This is a genomic window from Psychromonas sp. CD1 (genome assembly GCF_002239585.1).
Taxonomy (GTDB): Bacteria; Pseudomonadota; Gammaproteobacteria; order Enterobacterales; family Psychromonadaceae; genus Psychromonas.
The window spans coordinates 153,730-171,852 of the sequence record NZ_NDFH01000002.1; the positions used below are offsets into that span (position 1 = coordinate 153,730).

General features: G+C 36.4%; 12 protein-coding genes and 1 pseudogene. 9 read left to right on the forward strand and 4 right to left on the reverse strand.

All coding sequences use genetic code 11. The features are described 5' to 3' along the window. Window positions 1-87: 87 nt before the first annotated feature. From B8W84_RS00925 to B8W84_RS00935, 3 genes and pseudogenes are all read right to left on the reverse strand, one after another. The gene (locus B8W84_RS00925) at window positions 88-987 is read right to left on the reverse strand and encodes a Ppx/GppA phosphatase family protein (protein WP_094751463.1); all 900 of its coding nucleotides are present in this window, start codon (window positions 985-987) and stop codon (window positions 88-90) included. Between the two features lie 47 nt (window positions 988-1,034). Then, a pseudogene (gene rhlB, locus B8W84_RS00930) lies at window positions 1,035-2,249 on the reverse strand (ATP-dependent RNA helicase RhlB); the annotation flags it as partial. A gap of 220 nt (window positions 2,250-2,469) precedes the next feature. After that, window positions 2,470-3,657: a multidrug effflux MFS transporter gene (locus B8W84_RS00935; protein ID WP_094751465.1), complete on the reverse strand. Its 1,188-nt coding sequence runs from the start codon at window positions 3,655-3,657 to the stop codon at window positions 2,470-2,472. 213 nt (window positions 3,658-3,870) lie between these two features. Here B8W84_RS00935 and trxA point away from each other — a divergent pair, with 213 nt between their 5' ends. The 8 genes from trxA (at window position 3,871) to B8W84_RS00975 (ending at window position 15,363) form a co-directional block, all read left to right on the forward strand. After that, window positions 3,871-4,197, forward strand: coding sequence for a thioredoxin TrxA (gene trxA, locus B8W84_RS00940; RefSeq protein WP_094751466.1), 327 nt, complete (start codon window positions 3,871-3,873; stop codon window positions 4,195-4,197). Between the two features lie 140 nt (window positions 4,198-4,337). After that, window positions 4,338-5,606, forward strand: a complete 1,269-nt coding sequence (gene rho / locus B8W84_RS00945) for a transcription termination factor Rho (protein ID WP_094751467.1) — start codon at window positions 4,338-4,340, stop codon at window positions 5,604-5,606. Between the two features lie 76 nt (window positions 5,607-5,682). Then, on the forward strand, window positions 5,683-7,152 hold the full coding sequence (gene ubiD, locus B8W84_RS00950) for a 4-hydroxy-3-polyprenylbenzoate decarboxylase (protein ID WP_094751468.1): 1,470 nt from the start codon (window positions 5,683-5,685) through the stop codon (window positions 7,150-7,152). A 35-nt stretch (window positions 7,153-7,187) separates the two neighbouring features. Further along, on the forward strand, window positions 7,188-7,883 hold the full coding sequence (gene fre, locus B8W84_RS00955) for an NAD(P)H-flavin reductase (RefSeq protein WP_094751469.1): 696 nt from the start codon (window positions 7,188-7,190) through the stop codon (window positions 7,881-7,883). A gap of 558 nt (window positions 7,884-8,441) precedes the next feature. After that, entirely contained in the window at window positions 8,442-9,554 is a 1,113-nt protein-coding gene (locus B8W84_RS00960; RefSeq protein WP_094751470.1) for a 1-acyl-sn-glycerol-3-phosphate acyltransferase, read from the forward strand. A 268-nt stretch (window positions 9,555-9,822) separates the two neighbouring features. Continuing rightward, entirely contained in the window at window positions 9,823-12,627 is a 2,805-nt protein-coding gene (gene polA, locus B8W84_RS00965; protein WP_094751471.1) for a DNA polymerase I, read from the forward strand. Window positions 12,628-12,768: 141 nt separating this feature from the next. Continuing rightward, a complete protein-coding gene (locus tag B8W84_RS00970) occupies window positions 12,769-14,637 on the forward strand; it encodes a DUF294 nucleotidyltransferase-like domain-containing protein (protein WP_094751472.1) in 1,869 nt (622 codons plus the stop codon). A 9-nt stretch (window positions 14,638-14,646) separates the two neighbouring features. Then, window positions 14,647-15,363: a 3'-5' exonuclease gene (locus B8W84_RS00975; protein WP_094751473.1), complete on the forward strand. Its 717-nt coding sequence runs from the start codon at window positions 14,647-14,649 to the stop codon at window positions 15,361-15,363. Between the two features lie 32 nt (window positions 15,364-15,395). On the opposite strand, the gene B8W84_RS00980 is transcribed toward B8W84_RS00975, so the two are convergent. Continuing rightward, the gene (locus B8W84_RS00980; RefSeq protein ID WP_094751474.1) at window positions 15,396-16,973 is read right to left on the reverse strand and encodes a BCCT family transporter; all 1,578 of its coding nucleotides are present in this window, start codon (window positions 16,971-16,973) and stop codon (window positions 15,396-15,398) included. Window positions 16,974-17,462: 489 nt separating this feature from the next. Between B8W84_RS00980 and B8W84_RS00985 the strand changes: the two genes are divergently transcribed. After that, window positions 17,463-18,119 (forward strand): Qnr family pentapeptide repeat protein, encoded by a 657-nt coding sequence (locus tag B8W84_RS00985; RefSeq protein ID WP_094751475.1) that lies wholly within the window; start codon window positions 17,463-17,465, stop codon window positions 18,117-18,119. Window positions 18,120-18,123 lie beyond the last annotated feature (4 nt).

An 18,123-nucleotide genomic window follows, 5' to 3' on the forward strand; every position in this document is an offset into this window, starting at 1 on the left:
GACATCTAATTGTTTTCTTCTATATTACTTTAGATAAAAAGACCGATAAGAGGTCAATATTTCATTGAATTTAGGGGATGGAGTTTTTTATTTTTTAAAAAGTTGGCTTATTAACCCTTCACGTAAGGCACCTTGTGATACTTTTAATTCTTTGATGTCTAAACATTCAAAAATAGCTATCAAGATAGCTATTCCAGCACTAAAAACCGCAATCCGAGATTTTTTTAAGCCATAAATAGAGATTTGTTCGATAGTTTTACAGGCCATTAGTTGCATTTTGAGCTGATATAAGAAAGCAATATCAATTTTTTTGCAGGTGTTTTGCTCTACATTAATCTCATTGATAGCTTGTATTGTGCCAGAGGCTCCCATACATAATGACCAGCCTTGTTTTTTGTAATCGGAAATAGATGTTGCAAGTATTTTTTTAGCAGCAAGAATTGCACTGTCAAAGTTCGCTGAGTTTAATTTGGCATCGCTAAAATAAGTATTGAGCCATGTAACACACCCCATATGTAAACTTGTAGAGTTAAATATTTTAGTGTTTTTTCCTATAATTAACTCTGTGCTTGCACCACCAATATCGATGACTAAGAGTTGTTTCTGTACTTTTTCGGTAAAGACAACGCCGTGATAAATGGTTTCAGCTTCTTCAATACCAGAAATTAAGCGAATAGGTGTTTTTAAAATAGCTTCTGCTTTTTGTAGAAAATCATTTCTGTTATTTGCTAAGCGTAATGCTGCGGTTGCAGTTATTAATATTTTATAAGGTTGTAACTTATCAAGTTCATTTCTGAATTGCTGTAAACATTGCCAACCTCTTTGCATGGTTTCTAAATTGAGGTTGTGTTGATAATCTAGGCCTGACGCCAATCTGACTTTTTCTTTATGTTTAGAAAAAACGCTAAAACCATTTTGTTCTTTGAGCACCGTTAGCATATGAAAGCTATTTGAGCCAAGATCAATAATCGTATAGCGTTTATTCATTATTTTCAGCGTTTGTGTTCTCGATGATAATTATCTTTACGTCGATTAGGATGAGCTTTATATTTTGTGACGATCATTTTTGGCAGTGTTTTTATTAAGGCATCTGTATCATATTCACTGACAGGAATAGAATGTTTAATAAAGGCTTCAATTTCAGGTAAATTAAAGGCATATCTTTCACATGCTAAAGTGATAGCAAGACCTTTTTCACCCGCGCGACCTGTTCGACCAATGCGATGCACGTAATCTTCACAGTCATCAGGAAGATCAAAGTTAAATACATGGGACACTTTGGGTATATGTAGTCCACGTGCGGCAACATCAGTTGCCACTAAAACGTCAATGTCGCCGTTGGTAAATTGGCTTAATATTTTTTCACGTTTCTTTTGTGGTACATCACCCGTTAGTAATCCTGCACGTAGGCCGTCACCTGCCAAGTAACCCCATACTTTTTCACAAGTATGCTTAGTATTAGCAAAAACAATCGCTTTTTCTGGCCATTCTTCTTCCATTAGAGTTAGCAACAAGTGCATTTTCTCTTTATTAGAAGGGTAGAAAAGCTCTTCAGAGATATTTTCAGAAGTCATTCTTTCTGGTTCAATTTGAATATGCTCTGGTGAATTCATATGTTCAAAAGCAAGCTCTTGAACTTTATGAGACAACGTCGCAGAGAAAAGCATATTTAAACGTTGTTTAGCTTCAGGCATGCGTCTAAATAGATAACGAATATCCTTAATAAAACCAAGATCAAACATTCGATCAGCTTCATCGAGGACAACACATTGGATGCTATTAAGATTGAGTGTGCCTTGCTTTACAAAGTCGATAATACGACCCGTTGTACCAATTAATATATCAACGCCTTTTTCAAGTTTATTACGTTGAATTTCAACTTTTTCACCGCCGTATGCTAAGCCTAAACGTAAATCTGTATGTCTTGCAAATATCATTGCATCTTTGTGAATTTGGATAGCAAGTTCACGTGTTGGCGCTAAAATGATCGCACGAGGTTGATCTTTTTTGCGATTTTCAGGCTCTTTGTTGATTAATAAGTGATTAAAAATAGCAGGTAAAAAGGCAAGGGTCTTACCTGTACCTGTTTGTGCCTGACCTGCAATATCTTTACCTAATAAAGTGATCGGTAATGACACCGCCTGAATAGGCGTACAATATTCAAAACCTAGCTCTGCTAAGGCTGAAAGAAGACTTTCCTGAAGAGGAAGATCTATAAATTTTATTTTACTTAGATGTGTTTTATTCATTCGCGAAGCATAACAGCTTATATGGGCCTTGTCATTCAATGTACATCATATACTAATGATGAAAAATTTATCTCTAGTGTGGGGTATCGGTTTGTTTTTAATCTGTTGAATGCTTAACATTATCACTTTAATGCATACTAATAAGAGATAAATTATATACAGAGTACCCTTTTTAATTGGTGCTATTGTATTTTAAAAATATATTCATCTACACGCTAAATCATGTATTAAGTAAATTTTGTTTGCGCTGATAATGAGATCCAGTATAGGCGCCAAATAAGGCAATGACAGTTGCAATAAACATTGCTAATACTATTGGCCAAAGGGAATTTATGCTTAGCATTGCAACTAACGCGCTAACACCCGCGCTTAAAGCATATTGGGTTGCACCAAGTAAAGCGGAAGCTACCCCCGCATTTTCTTTAAAATAACTAATAAAGCAGGCATTACTATTTGCCAAAATCCCACCGATAGAGGCGATAGAAACAATAAATCCGGGCACAATAAAGTAAATGTTATGAGCATCAATAAGCATCGCGCTGATTAATATGACACCTCCAAATAGTTGCATAAGAAGAAAGATTTTGAGGAGGGTTTCTGGATTAAATCTCTGTAATAAAAAGCTATTTAACCTATTTATAATAACAAGTCCGAGAACATTTGTGAGAAGCAACGCAGAAAAAATAGTTTCATTTACTGAAAAATATTCAATGTAAGCAAAAGGTGCATTAGTAAGAAAAACCACTAGCATAGTATAGCTACAGGCTTGCGCTATTAGGTAGCCTAATGCTCTGCGCTCTTTAAGTACGCTAAGATAACCCGTTTCTTTTTTATTGATCGTTCTTTTTTTCGATGGGGGCATAATAAATACTGTACACAGTGCGATTATCGTCGCAATGATTGAAAGTAATATAAATATCCAACGCCAGTTAAGCACTTTCATAATTAAAGTGCCTAATGCCGGTGCAATGCTCGGCGCAATCATCATAATGAGAGAGATCAAAGCAAATAATTTAGCGGCTTCTTTTCCATCTGCATTGTCGCGTATTGTCGCGGGGACACCAACGACTGCTATTCCTGCGCCAATGGCTTGTAATATACGCCAAATCCAAAGCATTTCTAAAGATTCAATCGTTGCGACAAAAAGACTACCGAGAGCAAAAATGAGAAGTCCTGCCACCATTATTTTCATACGACCGTATTGATCGGATAAAGGACCTCCAATAATTTGTCCAATAGCGAGGCCTAATATGTAAAGGCTGACACTAACGGCAACCAAAGACGTATTGACACTCAATTCATGTGCGATAGTGGGAATTGCAGGTAGATATCCGTCTATCGCAAAAGGGGTCATCGCAAAAACACTCGCGAGTAGAATAAGTAACGGTGTGGTGATTTTTTTTGTCATGGAAGCTCTCATTATCTGCGTAGAAAGATTCATGCCTACATGCATTATTCATGTTTATTGCTAGCTGAAGAAGCGTTAATAATCAATAGAATGGTAGACAACCCACTCAAAACTGTGAACAGATGCAGAGAAAAAATATAATAAATAGTTAAGTTGTACATTTACCGTTATAGTCATTATAAATTAACAAATTAATTCTTTCTGGAGAGAAAAATGAGCGATAATATCGTAACTTTAACTGATGCGAGTTTTGACACTGATGTCCTTAATGCAACGGGCCTTGTTCTAGTTGACTTTTGGGCTGAGTGGTGTGGACCTTGCAAAATGATAGCCCCTATTCTAAGTGAAATAGCGACCGAATATGCGGGTAAAGTTACTATCGGCAAATTAAATATTGACGAAAATAATGCGACGCCACCAAAGTTTGGTATTCGCGGTATTCCTACGTTACTTCTCTTCAAAGATGGTAAAGTAGCTGCAACGAAAGTTGGCGCATTATCAAAAACTCAATTGGTTGAATTTTTGGATGCAAACATCTAAAAACAAGAAAAGATTGGATAAATTGCGACTTGCAATAAGTCCAATCTAGACTATTGTCATTTTTAGTGTTACCTTTAGCAACTCAACTTTTGAACAATTCAATGTTCAAACAACAATCTATCACTTCAAACAGACCACTTATGAATTTAACCGAATTAAAGAACACATCTGTCGCACAACTTGTTAAACTTGGTGAAAGTAAAGGGCTAGAGCATCTAGCGCGGCTAAGAAAACAAGATATAATTTTTGCCATCTTAAAAGCCCATGCAAAAAGCGGAGAAGATATCTTCGGCGCAGGTGTTTTAGAAATATTACAAGATGGTTTTGGCTTCTTGCGTAGCTCGGATTGCTCATATTTAGCTGGGCCTGATGATATTTATATTTCTCCAAGTCAAATTAGGCGCTTTAATCTTCGTACTGGAGACAGTGTTGAGGGGAAAATTCGTCCGCCTAAAGATGGCGAACGTTACTTTGCCTTGTTAAAAATCAATAAAGTTAATTTTAATAAACCAGAATATTCTCGCAATAAAATTCTGTTTGAAAATTTAACGCCTATTCATCCTGATCAGCGTTTTCGCCTTGAAAATGGTAACGGTAGTACAGAAGATATTACCGCTAGAATTTTAGATCTCGTATCCCCGATTGGTAAAGGTCAGCGAGGACTGATAGTCGCGCCTCCAAAAGCGGGTAAAACGATGCTTTTGCAAAACATTGCCCAAAGTATTTCGATAAATTATCCTGAAGCGGTATTAATTGTTTTATTGATTGATGAACGCCCAGAAGAAGTAACTGAAATGCGCCGTTTAGTGCGAGGTGAAGTTGTCGCATCTACCTTTGATGAACCTGCAAGCAGACATGTGCAAGTTGCTGAGATGGTGATTGAAAAAGCGAAACGCTTAGTTGAACACAAAAAAGATGTCGTCATCCTTTTAGACTCTATTACACGTTTAGCGCGTGCTTACAATACGGTCGTTCCAAGTTCGGGTAAAGTGTTAACCGGTGGTATTGATGCGAATGCCTTACATCGTCCAAAGCGTTTCTTTGGTGCTGCGCGTAACGTTGAAGAAGGTGGTAGTTTAACCATTCTTGCGACTGCTTTGATAGATACGGGATCCAAAATGGATGAAGTTATTTATGAAGAGTTTAAGGGAACTGGTAACTGTGAAATTCACTTAAATCGTAAATTAGCTGAGAAGCGTATTTATCCAGCTATTGATATTATTCGTTCAGGCACACGTCGTGAAGAGTTGTTAACTAAATCTGATGAATTGCAACGTATGTGGATCTTACGTCAAATAGTACACCCAATGGGTGAAATTGGCGCAACAGAATTTATGATCTCTAAATTAGGCCTAAGTAAAACGAACGGTGAATTCTTTAGTGCAATGAAGAATCAACGCTCAAAATAAAATCTATTTTAGATTTAGTCCATTGACGCTACTTATGTAGCGTTTTTTTTCACTTTTTTCTGTACCGAGGGATTTTATGAAATTTGATGATTTACGTGATTTTATTGAACGACTTGAAGATAAAGGCTTATTAAAGCGTATTTCGCAAGAAATAGATCCGCATTTAGAGATGACGGAAATTTCGGATCGTACTTTAAAAGCGGGTGGCCCTGCTTTGTTATTTGAAAATCCCAAGGGCTATAAGATGCCAGTGCTGACGAATCTTTTTGGTACAACAGAGCGAGTCGCCATGGCAATGGGTAAAGAAAATATTACCCAATTAAGAGAAGTGGGCGAGTGGTTGGCGTATCTTAAAGAGCCGGAACCACCCAAAGGCATTAAAACGCTGTGGGAAAAACTCCCTATTTTTAAGCAAATTTTAAATATGCCAACGAAAAAAGTGCGTAATCCTCTTTGTCAAAAAATAGTGATGCAAGGTGATGCGGTTGATTTAACAAAACTACCTATTATGACATGCTGGCCAGGAGATGTAGCCCCATTGATAACATGGGGTTTAACCATTACGCGTGGACCTTATAAAAAGCGTCAGAACTTAGGTATTTATCGGCAGCAACTGATTTCAAAAAACAAAATTATTATGCGTTGGCTATCGCATCGAGGTGGAGCGATAGATTTTCGGGAATGGCAGGAGTTAAATCCAGGAAAACCTTTTCCAGTATCTGTTGCCTTAGGCGCAGATCCCGCGACTATTTTAGCCGCGGTTACGCCGATTCCTGATACGTTGTCGGAGTATGCATTTGCGGGGCTATTGCGTGGTTCGCGCACTAAAGTAGCTAAGAGTATTAGTAATGATTTAGATGTACCTGCGAGCGCTGAAATTATTTTAGAAGGTTATTTGATGCCAGGAGAAGAGGCACCAGAAGGCCCTTATGGCGATCATACCGGGTACTATAATGAAGTAGATGATTTTCAAGTAATGACCGTTACCCATGTCACTATGCGCGAAGATCCCATTTATCATAGTACGTATACAGGACGTCCGCCGGATGAACCTGCTATTTTAGGGGTTGCACTCAACGAGGTTTTTGTACCAATATTACAAAAGCAATTCCCTGAAATTGTTGATTTTTACTTGCCACCGGAAGGCTGCTCTTATCGGATGGCGATTGTGTCAATAAAAAAACGCTATCCGGGTCATGCTAAGCGGGTTATGTTGGGTATTTGGTCTTTTTTGCGACAGTTCATGTACACCAAGTTTATTATTGTTTGTGATGATGATATTAATGTTCGTGATTGGAATGATGTAATATGGGCTATTACCACGCGCATGGATCCCTCCAGGGATACAACATTAATTGAAAACACTCCGATTGATTATTTAGATTTTGCGTCACCAACGTCAGGCTTAGGCTCTAAAATGGGCTTAGATGCAACGAATAAATGGACGGGTGAAACCGATAGAGAATGGGGTATACCGATAACCATGGATAAAAAAGTACAAGAAAAAATAGATTCACTTTGGCAAGAATTAAATATCCTGTCATAATGTTATCAACTCGTTAAAAACAAGAAGAGAAGTAAATGTCTGTATTCACGTGTAAAGTTACCTTGATGGAGAAGTTAAATCACTCCTTGTATCGTGTTTTTCTAAAGCCACCGCAAAGTGTTTCTTATAAAGCAGGACAATATTTGTCGGTGCTTATGGGAAAAAAAGATAAGCGTCACTTTTCAATTGCTAATGCGCCATCATCTCCATTGATTGAGTTACATATTGGTGCAACACCTGAAAATACGTATGCTATGCAAGTTATCGAAAAGATGAAAAAAGATGGCTCCATAGATGTTGAAATTGGTTTAGGTGAAGCCTTTTTGCGAGAAAAGTCAGCGCGCCCTATCATTTTAATGGCGGGCGGAACTGGATTTCCGTATGTTAAATCTTTATTAGAACAAATTGTTCTATTACAACTAGTAAACCCTGTTTATTTATATTGGGGCGTTAAAGAATACGCACATCTTTATTTTAATACGCAAGCATTAGAATGGGAAAAACAACATAAGAATATTTCTTTTCATCCAGTAGTCGAACAGGCAGATGTTAATTGGCAAGGACATAAAGGGTATGTGCATCAGGCTGTACTTAATGATTTTCCTGATTTGAGTGCGTTTGATATTTATATTGTTGGGCGCTTTGAAATGGCAAAAATCGCACGTGAAGATTTTATTAAACAAGGTGCACAGCTGAGTCATATTTATGGTGATGCGTTTACTTTTATTTAACAATATTAAAAATGGCGTACTATTAATAATTAACATATTTGTGATTTTTAATATGAAATCTAATCAAATTATTATTGATATATTTAGGATCTGTGAATAAATATACGCAAAGGCGCTAGATGTAAAAAACCGAATCTTTTTATGAAGGCTCACGCTAAGATTTTTTTTAGATCATTTTATTATATTTAACGGTGTATTCTTCTGTTTTATATTGTATAAGTGAATTTTTTATAAAAAAATATGGCCTTATAAATTCACTTGTACTAGGAAATCACTTGCACTAGGAAATGTTAATGTTGAGTTGAAAATCATTGCCACTCTCAGAGCAATATATTATTGTCTGAAGAATGTAACAAATATCAGCCTGCTCACTTGTATCATCAATAACATCTAAACTTTTTGGTACATTTATTCTCCATTAGAGAATGAATTAGAAGAAAATATTGAGTGAAAATATTACCGCTATTTAGTCTGCAAAGCGTTATTCCTTTTAAAGCGACTTGGTAATTACACTGAAAGCAGGTAAAATGCGCACTTAATTTTATAGAGAGCAAAAAAATGCCAACATCATCAGATAAATTTAGTGATATTCGACCTTATAATGATGACGAGATCCAAGCGACTATCTTACGATTGATCAATAACGATGAATTAATTAATGCCATTATTAGTTTTCGTTTTTCTAAATTTTCTAAATTTACTCATTGCTTATTAAGGCCTCTTTTACGTCGTTATTTTATTTATAAATGGGGAAGTATTACAAGTATTGATGAGGTTCAAAAAGTGGTGGGGCAATATATGCAACATATGATCAAGGGCACAACCACGCAATTTACCTATTCAGGATTGCAGAATTTGGATGTGTCTAAGAGTTACTTATTTGTTTCTAATCATCGTGATATTGCGATGGATCCTGCCTTTATGAATCTAGCCTTATTTACGGAAAAGTTTAAAACTGCGCGCGTAGCTATCGGAGATAATTTATTAAGCAAGCCTTTTATTGCGGACTTAATGCGTATGAATAAAAGTTTTATTGTTAAGCGCTCTATTAGTGCTCCTCGGGAAATGCTTAAAGCGTTATTGCATTTATCCGATTATATTTTTAGCTCATTAAAAAGTGATAGTAGTATTTGGATAGCACAACGAGAAGGGCGAGCTAAAGATGGTTTTGATAAAACAGAGCCTGCGATAGTGAAGATGTTTTATATTCATGGAAAGAAGAATAAGATAGAATTTTCTGATTATATTAACCAGCTTAATATTGTACCCGTAGCTATATCTTATGAATTTGACGCTTGTGATAAACAAAAAGCACAAGAGCTATACACTAAGAATAAATATGGTGAATATAAAAAATCAGAGTTTGAAGATATCGAAAGTATCGTTTCGGGTTTGATTGGAGAAAAAGGTCATGTACACGTAGCATTCGGAGAACCATTACAAGGTGATTTTACTGATGCAGAAGAAGTTGCAAAGGCCATTGATAAACAGATTTATAAAAATTATTATTTGCATCCGTCAAACTATATCGCAGCCAAAGTTAATTTAGAGAGTATCGATAAGGCTGATAAAGAGGTGTTTGCGCAACGTTTAAATAATATTGATTCTGAGTTACAAGAAATGGTTTTAAAAATGTATGCTAATCCAGTAAAAAATGCTCCTGATTTTTAAATTAGCTTAAAAATAAAGCGCTTATGTTTTTGTTATGCACATTATTTTTTTTGTTGTATTTTCTTGTTTAAATTCAACCCGTTGATTATTAAGAAGTTGTAGTCTTTCTTTGTGCCAGCTCAAATTTGGCGTTAAATTACTAACAGAGTTATCCACAGAGTTTTTTTGTCGTAAGGAAGTGAATAACCACTTACCGAATAGATTACTATTTTCGGCTTTTTTTCTGTTATAATCGTTATTTATTTTTCTGCTATTAGGTAATAAATTGATGGCGACTATCCCTGAAAATCCTTTTGTACTTGTTGACGGCTCCTCGTATCTTTATCGTGCTTTTTACTCTCCTCCTCATTTAACTAATTCTGCGGGGGATGCAACCGGTGCGGTTTATGGTGTGGTGAATATGCTAAAAAGCTTAATGCAACAGTTTTCGCCTTCGCATATTGTCGTCATCTTTGATGCCAAGGGTAAGACTTTTCGTGATGATCTCTATGATCAATATAAAGCGAATCGACCGAGTATGCCCGATGAGCTACGTACGCAAATTGAGCCGTTACATGCCGTGATCAAAGCAATGGGCTTGCCTATTTTAATTGTACCAGGTGTGGAAGCTGACGATGTTATTGGCACTTTAGCGAAACAAGCGAGTGAGCAAGGTATTAAAACATTGATCAGTACGGGTGATAAAGATATGGCCCAGTTGGTAGATGAGCATACTTTACTGATTAATACGATGACTAACACTGTATTAGACAGACAAGGCGTGCAAGAAAAATTTGGTGTTCCTCCGGAGCTTATTATCGATTACTTGGCTTTGATGGGAGATACTGCGGATAATATACCCGGTGTGCGGGGAGTCGGAGAAAAAACTGCGGTAGCGATGATCCAAGGTATTGGTAGCATGGATCTTATTTATGAAAACCTTGATAAGTTAGCACCATTAGGCTTTCGTGGTAGTAAAACAATTTCTAAAAAAATGGTAGATAATGAAGCAATGGCGCGTCTATCATATCAACTCGCGACGATTAAGTTAGACGTTGCATTAGATGTTACTTATCCAGATTTTAAAACGACCAAACAGGATACGGACAGTTTAGTACAACTTTTTGGTCAGTTAGAATTTAAACGTTGGTTATCGGCGTTACTCGATGGCGAGAATATATTAAAAGGAACGATGTCTACCGCGGTGGTACAAAGTTCATCGTTAAATGATGAAAAAAAAGAGTTACCTCAAAGCGTGATCCGTCATGATCAATGTATTTATAGCCAAGGACAATTTAAGCAACTTATTCAAAAGTTAGAAAACGCTGAATTATTTTCATTTTCTATTCAAACCACAAGCTCTGATTATATGCAGGCTAAAATTGTTGGTTTTTCTTTTGCACTGCAATGTCAGAGTAAAGACGCAGATGAAATAAACATTGAAGCTATCTATCTACCGTTAAAACATGACTATCTTGATGCGCCTCAACAGCTAGAATATAATGAAATATTAGATAAATTAAAACCATTGCTAGAAAATTCGACGCCTAAAAAAGTTGTTTATAATTTAAAATACATGCGCAGTGTGTTACTTCAAGAAGGTATAAAATTACAAGGTGTTGCGTTTGATACGATGCTAGAAGCATACGTACTCGATAGCACCGGTAAGCATGATAGAACTTCACTAACCATTAAATACTTACAATATCAGTGCGTGCCTTTTGAATCGTTAGCAGGTAAAGGTAAAAAACAACTGCCATTGAATAAAATTAGCATAAAAGATGTCACCTCGTATGTAGGTGTAAATGTTGAACTTACATTACGTTTACATTTGTTGTTATGGCCTAAATTAGAAAAATTACCTTGTTTAGTCGCATTATATCAAGACATTGAATTACCTTTAGCACATGTTCTTTCTGATATAGAGTTAGGTGGTGTCGAAATAGACGCTAAAATGTTGGCGGAACAAAGTGTTGAAATTGGCATTCGGTTAGCTGAAATTGAAAAGTGTGCTTATCTTGAAGCAGGTAAAGAATTTAATTTAAGCTCTCCTAAACAGTTACAAAATATTTTGTTTGAAGACTTAAAATTACCAATATTAAAGAAAACTCCCAAAGGTGCCCCCTCTACAGCGGAAGAGGTTTTAGTTGAATTAGCTGAAACGTATGCTTTACCTAAATTAGTGATCGAGCACCGCGGGTTGAGTAAGCTTAAATCAACCTATACAGATAAATTACCTAAGATGATCAATGCATTGACGGGGCGGGTGCATACCTCATATCATCAAGCAGTAACGGTAACCGGCCGTTTATCTTCAAGCGATCCTAACTTACAAAATATACCCATCAGAAGTCCACGAGGACGCCGTATTCGCCAAGCTTTTATTGCCCCGACTGGATATAAAATTGTGGCAGCAGATTATAGCCAAATTGAATTGCGTATAATGGCACATCTTTCGCAAGATAAAGGCTTACTCGACGCTTTTTCAACTGGACTTGATATTCATAAAGCGACGGCATCGGAAGTTTTTTCTGTTGCGTTAGAAGATGTGACAACGGAGCAAAGACGGAGTGCTAAAGCCATTAATTTTGGGCTGATTTATGGGATGAGTGCTTTTGGCTTAGCGAAGCAGTTAAAGATTTCACGTTCAGAAGCACAGCAATATATGGACAAATATTTTAATCGTTATCCTGGTGTTTTAATCTATATGCAAGAAACGCGAGAAAAGGCACGTAAAAACTGTTTTGTTGAAACGATTTCAGGACGTCGTTTACAGTTGCCAAATATCAATGCACGTAATGGTATTTTAAAAAAAGCATCTGAACGCGCCGCGATTAATGCTCCTATGCAGGGTACGGCTGCGGATATTATTAAAAAGGCCATGTTGGATATTGCTCTGTGGATAGAAAAGCAAGATAGCGCTCAAGTTCAGTTATTAATGCAAGTGCACGATGAATTGGTATTTTGTATTAAAGATGAGTATGTTGAAAATTATACACATAAGATAAAAGAAATCATGGCACAGGCGATTTGTTTAGATATTCCCTTAATTGCTGACGTAGGTGTCGGAAATAATTGGGATGAAGCACATTAAAAAATTAGGATGAAGGTATTTTGAACCTTTTAAAGATACTGCTGACTAATAATGTGAACTAGTTAGTGTTTTCTTGGTTTTAAAAATACATTATATAATGTCAAATATAGACAAACATATTTACCTTGCATCGAGGAAAAAATGGACATTGAATTATTAGAAATCCAAGATTTTATTAGTCAATATAACCCTTTTAATCAGCTCCCTGAAGAGGAGCTGTGCCATATTGCTCAGAATATCGAGATCTCTTATTATCGAATGGGAACGATGATTAATCCGCTTGGTGATACGCGTCGTGAGTTATATCTGATCCGCAGTGGTGTTGTTGAAATATATCGACGTAAAGGTGAGCTTTATAATCGATTAGATCAAGGTAAGTTATTTGGTCAAGTCGGTTTATTGACCAATAATAAAGTGCGCTTCCTCGCCAAATCGGTGAAAGACACGCTTTTGTATTGTATTCCCGAAGTTATTTTTCATGATTTATATGATCGCTATGAGTCTTTTGCTGATTTTGTCGAAGTTGAAGATAGTATGCGCTTAAAGCAAGCAGTCGAAAGTAAAAGTGATGATGCGAATGCACTGATGAGCTCTCAAGTAAAAACATTATTAACCCGTGATGTATTAATGTTACCGATTACGAGTTCAATGCAACGTGTTGCAAAATTTATGAGTGACGAGAATGTCTCTGCAGTATTGATTAACGATCCTTCTGTTGAAGGCAATAACTTTGTAGGGATTATCACCGAGCATGATCTTTGTGGGAAAGTGATTGGTGGAGGCTTAAATATTAATGATCCGGTAAAAGAAATTATGTCGACAAAGTTAATATCCTTAGATCATAACTCTTATATTTATGAAGCGATGCTATTAATGTTGCGTTATAACGTACATCATTTACCCATTTTAAAAAATAAATACCCAATAGGTTTAATAGAGGTTGCGGATATCATTCGTTATGAATCACAGAATAGTTTGTTGTTTGTAAGTAGTATCTTTCAGCAACAAAGTCCAGAAGATTTAGAGCAACTTTCACACGAATTAAAGAACTGTTTTTTACGAATGGTCAATGAAGATGCTAACTCACATATGGTTGGGCATGCCATGTCGGAAATTGGACGTAGTTTTAAACAACGCCTCATTGAACTTGCTGAAGAAAAATATGGGCCACCTCCGATTCCGTATTGTTTTTTGGCATTAGGATCAATGGCAAGAAATGAGCAATTAATCGTTACAGATCAAGATAATGCCATTATTTTAGATAATAGTTATGATGAAAAGAAACATGGTAAATATTTTGAGAAATTGGCAAAATTTGTATGTGATGGTTTAGCTATTTGTGGTTACAACTATTGTACTGGGGATATTATGGCAACTAACCCTGAGCACAGGAAGACTCAAGTGCAATGGGAAGAATGTTTTGCTAATTGGATAGATAAGCCCAATCCTCAAGCGCTCTTAAATTGCTCTATTTTCTTTGATATTGAGGGTGTTTATGGGCGTATAAAATGGGCAGAGCAGTTAAATATGTTTATTTTGCGTCGCGCGAGAAAAAACAATCGATTTTTAGCCTGTTTGGCACGTAATGCCCGTAATAGAACGCCTCCTTTGGGTTTCTTTAAAGATTTTGTCATGGAAAAAGATGGTCGTCAAAATAATTCTATCAATTTAAAACGACGAGGAACCGCGCCTCTTGCCGACCTTATTCGTGTGCATGCACTTGCAATTGGATCAGAATCACAAAATTCATTTAATCGTTTGGATGATATTATTGAGGCAAAAATATTGCCAAAATCGAAAGGAGAAGATTTAAAACATGCAATGGAATTAATTTCATTAGTACGTTTACGTCACCAAGCCTTAGATATTGAATCTGATATTGAGCCGGATAATAATATAGAGCCAGAGAATATGTCAGATTTTGAGAGACGTCATTTAAAAGATGCTTTTTTGGTGCTGAGTAATGCTCAAAACTTTTTAAAGTACCGTTATAGTGCCACGAAATTATAAAGGTTAAAAATGCATAATTTTACCAGTAAATATATATTAAATTGGAATGCTTTTTTGCAATTAAAAGCATTACAAACAAAAAACAAGCATTTATTTAAATTTTATCAAAAGGGAACATATCACGAGGACACTAAATTAAGTGATATAAAATTTGTAGCTCTGGACTTTGAAACAACAGGATTAGATCCGGTTAAAAATAGCATTATTAGCATTGGCCTTGTTCCCTTTGATTTACAACGTATTTATTGTAGAGATGCTAAAAAGTGGTATATCAATCCCGAAGATAATTTAAAAGAGAACTCAATTATTATCCATGGGATAACGCATTCTGATTTACAAGGTGCCCCTGATTTATTCAGTATTTTAGGCTCTTTATTAGAGGAGCTTGCAGGAAAAGTCGTGGTCGTGCACTATCGTCGTATTGAGCGTGATTTTTTTGATCTTAATTTACGTGCACAGGTGGAAGAAGGTATCATTTTCCCTGTTATTGATACGATGCAAATTGAAGCTAATATACAAAAAGATCAAACGCATGGATTTTTAAATTGGTTAAAAGGTTACCCTATTAGCTCTATTCGATTAGCGAATAGTCGCTTGCGCTACAATTTACCCGCGTATTCACCACACGACGCTTTAACTGATGCAATCGCAACAGCAGAACTATTACAAGCTCAAATTAAGCATCATTTTAGTTCGGATGCTGCTATCAAAGAATTGTGGCTTTAAATTAATTTTTTCATTGTTTACTCTAATAAAATTTAAGCGCGATGTTTTTCTGTGCGCATACCCATAATAAGACAAACACACATGATCAAAAGAAGGATGATAAAGGGCAATGCGGTAGATATGGTTCCCGCCTGCAAAGCTTCAATCGCATCAGTGCCACCTACCCATAAAAGAGCGATAGCAATTGCGCCCTCGATTAACGCCCAAAAAATACGTTGTGGTATAGGAGCATCTATTTTTCCTCCCGCGGTGATACTGTCGATAACTAAAGATCCAGAATCGGATGAAGTAATAAAAAAAACTAATACAAGGATAATACCAAGTATGGATAATAAGTTTCCTAAGGGTAAAGCATCAAACATTTGAAACATAGCGAGTGGTATTTCATGTAGACCTTGAGATCCTAATATTCCTACTTTATCGACTATTTGGTGAATGGCTTCTCCACCAAAAACGGACATCCATAAAATAGTGACACCAGTTGGAATGAATAACACTGCCGTAATAAATTCACGCACAGTACGTCCTCTAGATATTCTCGCAATAAACATGCCGACAAAAGGAGACCATGAAATCCACCATGCCCAGTAAACAAGAGTCCAGCTATGCATCCACGCTTGATCTTCTCGACCTATAGGATTACTTAAAGGGATAATGTTTTTGATATAGGCCATGAGAGTTTGTGGGATAGAGCCTATTGTCACAGCAAGAGTGACCAGTGCAACAAAGATAACTAATACAAGAGCAAGTAGCATATTAATATTACTAATTACCTTAACACCGCCGTCTATACCGCGTAAAACGGAAAGGGCAGCAAGAAAGCTAACGACGACAATAATCGTAATTTGTAATGGTAAACCACCATCAATGCCAAAGACATGATGAAAGCCACTTGCGGCTTGTTGTGCTCCTAGTCCTAAAGATGTCGCTAAACCAAATAATGTGGCAAGTACGGTCAGGATATCAATACAGTGACCAGGCCATCCCCAAGTACGATCACCTAAAATAGGATAAAAAACCGAACGCATGGATAAAGGGAGCCCTTTATTATAAGAAAAAAAGGCGAGAGATAAAGCAACAACACAATAAATAGCCCAAGGGTGTAGTCCCCAGTGAAACATCGTTGCACCTAATGCCATCGATACCGCCTCAGGAGAGTAGGCTGCTACGTTTAACGGAGTGCCTGCCCAACCGGTATAATACGCAAGAGGCTCTGCGACGCCCCAGAACATCAAGCCAATACCCATTCCTGCTGAAAATAACATGGAGAGCCAAGAAAGTGTGGTGTAATCAGGTTTAGCTTTATCACCTCCTAAGCGAATTTTGCCATAAGGAGAAATAACGAGAATCAAACAAAATACCACAAAAAAATTCGCAGACCACATGAATAAACTGTCAAAGGTATTTATAATTTGTCCTTTTAAACTATCAAGAACAGATTTAGATGTTTGTGGGTCAACAATTAATACAGTGAGCAAAAAAAGAGCGATGAACCCTGCACTGATCCCAAAAACAGGGTTGTGTACATCAAGCCCCCATTTTTGGATATTATCTTGTCCTATTGTGTAGTCGGTGTTATCGATACTATATTTATCTTTGTTTAAACTCATTTAACCTCAGTTAGAGAAATTTTGTCTCTTTTGTTAATTTATTGATATACCTGTAATAGTTCAAGAGCGTTTCGATACGCTTCTTATCTCTTCTTTTAATACGTCGTATTTATCTATTTTAGTTCAAAACGAGCGTCACGAAGTGAGGTATAACAAATAAGATCTTAACAAAGTCTGCTCTTCTTTACAGATAAATCTATTTAAGGGTGATTTACTATTGTTTAATTTAGAAAATATAATCGGATATTTTAGGTTTTTTTCTTCTGTTTTGTGACTTTTTGACGTGTTTTTGTTTGCTCTGTAAATAAAGTAAAACTTTTTTAGCCTATCTGGGCTCCATTTTGCATTTAAAGTCTCTTAGCGTGCCATTTTGGCTTCGTAAAGTAGGTGTTTGTTGGGTCGTAACCCGTTGATTTTAAGTGGGTGTTTCGTGTGGATTTTTATATATTACAATGCTAGTCTGCGTCTTATCTAAACAGAGGGCATAGTATGTTATATCGTAATGAAACATTTAAAAATGTAAGTTTTATTGACCAGGATTTAGAGGCTAAGCGTTATGAATATTGCCATTTTTACGGCTGTGATTTTAGCCATGCAAATTTAAGGGATACTCAATTTATTCATTGTAAATTTTTAGAGTCTGGTTCAGATCATGGCTGTAAATTTGAATATAGCGATTTACGTGATGCAAGTTTTAAGGATTGCCAAATATCGATGGCGAATTTTTATGGGGCGAACTGTTTTGCTATAGAATTTAGAAATTGCGACCTAAAAGGTGCTAATTTTTTAAAAACCAGCTTTGTTAATCACATTAGTCAAAATGCTTATTTCTGCTCTGCTTATATTACGGGTTGTAATTTATCTTATGCAAATTTTACTCATCAATGCATGGAAAAATGCGATCTTTTTGAAAACCGTTGGATAGGTGCAAATTTGCAAGGGGCCTCTTTTAAAGGCTCTAATTTAAGCCGTAGCGAATTTGCAGCCGACAGTTGGGGGCTGTTCAATCTACAAGATTGTGATATTCGCTATTCAGATCTTTACTCGTTAGATCTTCGACGTGTGAATCTTTCTGGTGTTAAAATATGTGCTTGGCAACAAGAGCAATTATTATCACCTTTAGGCCTTATTATATATCCCGATTAAATAG

Bases quoted from the DNA above. Each gene is read 5' to 3' on its own strand.
- rho (WP_094751467.1), top strand. From the start codon at position 4,338: ATGAATTTAACCGAATTAAAGAACACATCTGTCGCACAACTTGTTAAA.
- B8W84_RS00980 (WP_094751474.1), bottom strand. From the start codon at position 16,973: ATGAGTTTAAACAAAGATAAATATAGTATCGATAACACCGACTACACA.
- fre (WP_094751469.1), top strand. From the start codon at position 7,188: ATGTCTGTATTCACGTGTAAAGTTACCTTGATGGAGAAGTTAAATCAC.
- trxA (WP_094751466.1), top strand. From the start codon at position 3,871: ATGAGCGATAATATCGTAACTTTAACTGATGCGAGTTTTGACACTGAT.
- B8W84_RS00985 (WP_094751475.1), top strand. From the start codon at position 17,463: ATGTTATATCGTAATGAAACATTTAAAAATGTAAGTTTTATTGACCAG.
- ubiD (WP_094751468.1), top strand. From the start codon at position 5,683: ATGAAATTTGATGATTTACGTGATTTTATTGAACGACTTGAAGATAAA.
- B8W84_RS00960 (WP_094751470.1), top strand. From the start codon at position 8,442: ATGCCAACATCATCAGATAAATTTAGTGATATTCGACCTTATAATGAT.
- B8W84_RS00975 (WP_094751473.1), top strand. From the start codon at position 14,647: ATGCATAATTTTACCAGTAAATATATATTAAATTGGAATGCTTTTTTG.
- B8W84_RS00935 (WP_094751465.1), bottom strand. From the start codon at position 3,657: ATGACAAAAAAAATCACCACACCGTTACTTATTCTACTCGCGAGTGTT.
- polA (WP_094751471.1), top strand. From the start codon at position 9,823: ATGGCGACTATCCCTGAAAATCCTTTTGTACTTGTTGACGGCTCCTCG.
- B8W84_RS00970 (WP_094751472.1), top strand. From the start codon at position 12,769: ATGGACATTGAATTATTAGAAATCCAAGATTTTATTAGTCAATATAAC.
- B8W84_RS00925 (WP_094751463.1), bottom strand. From the start codon at position 987: ATGAATAAACGCTATACGATTATTGATCTTGGCTCAAATAGCTTTCAT.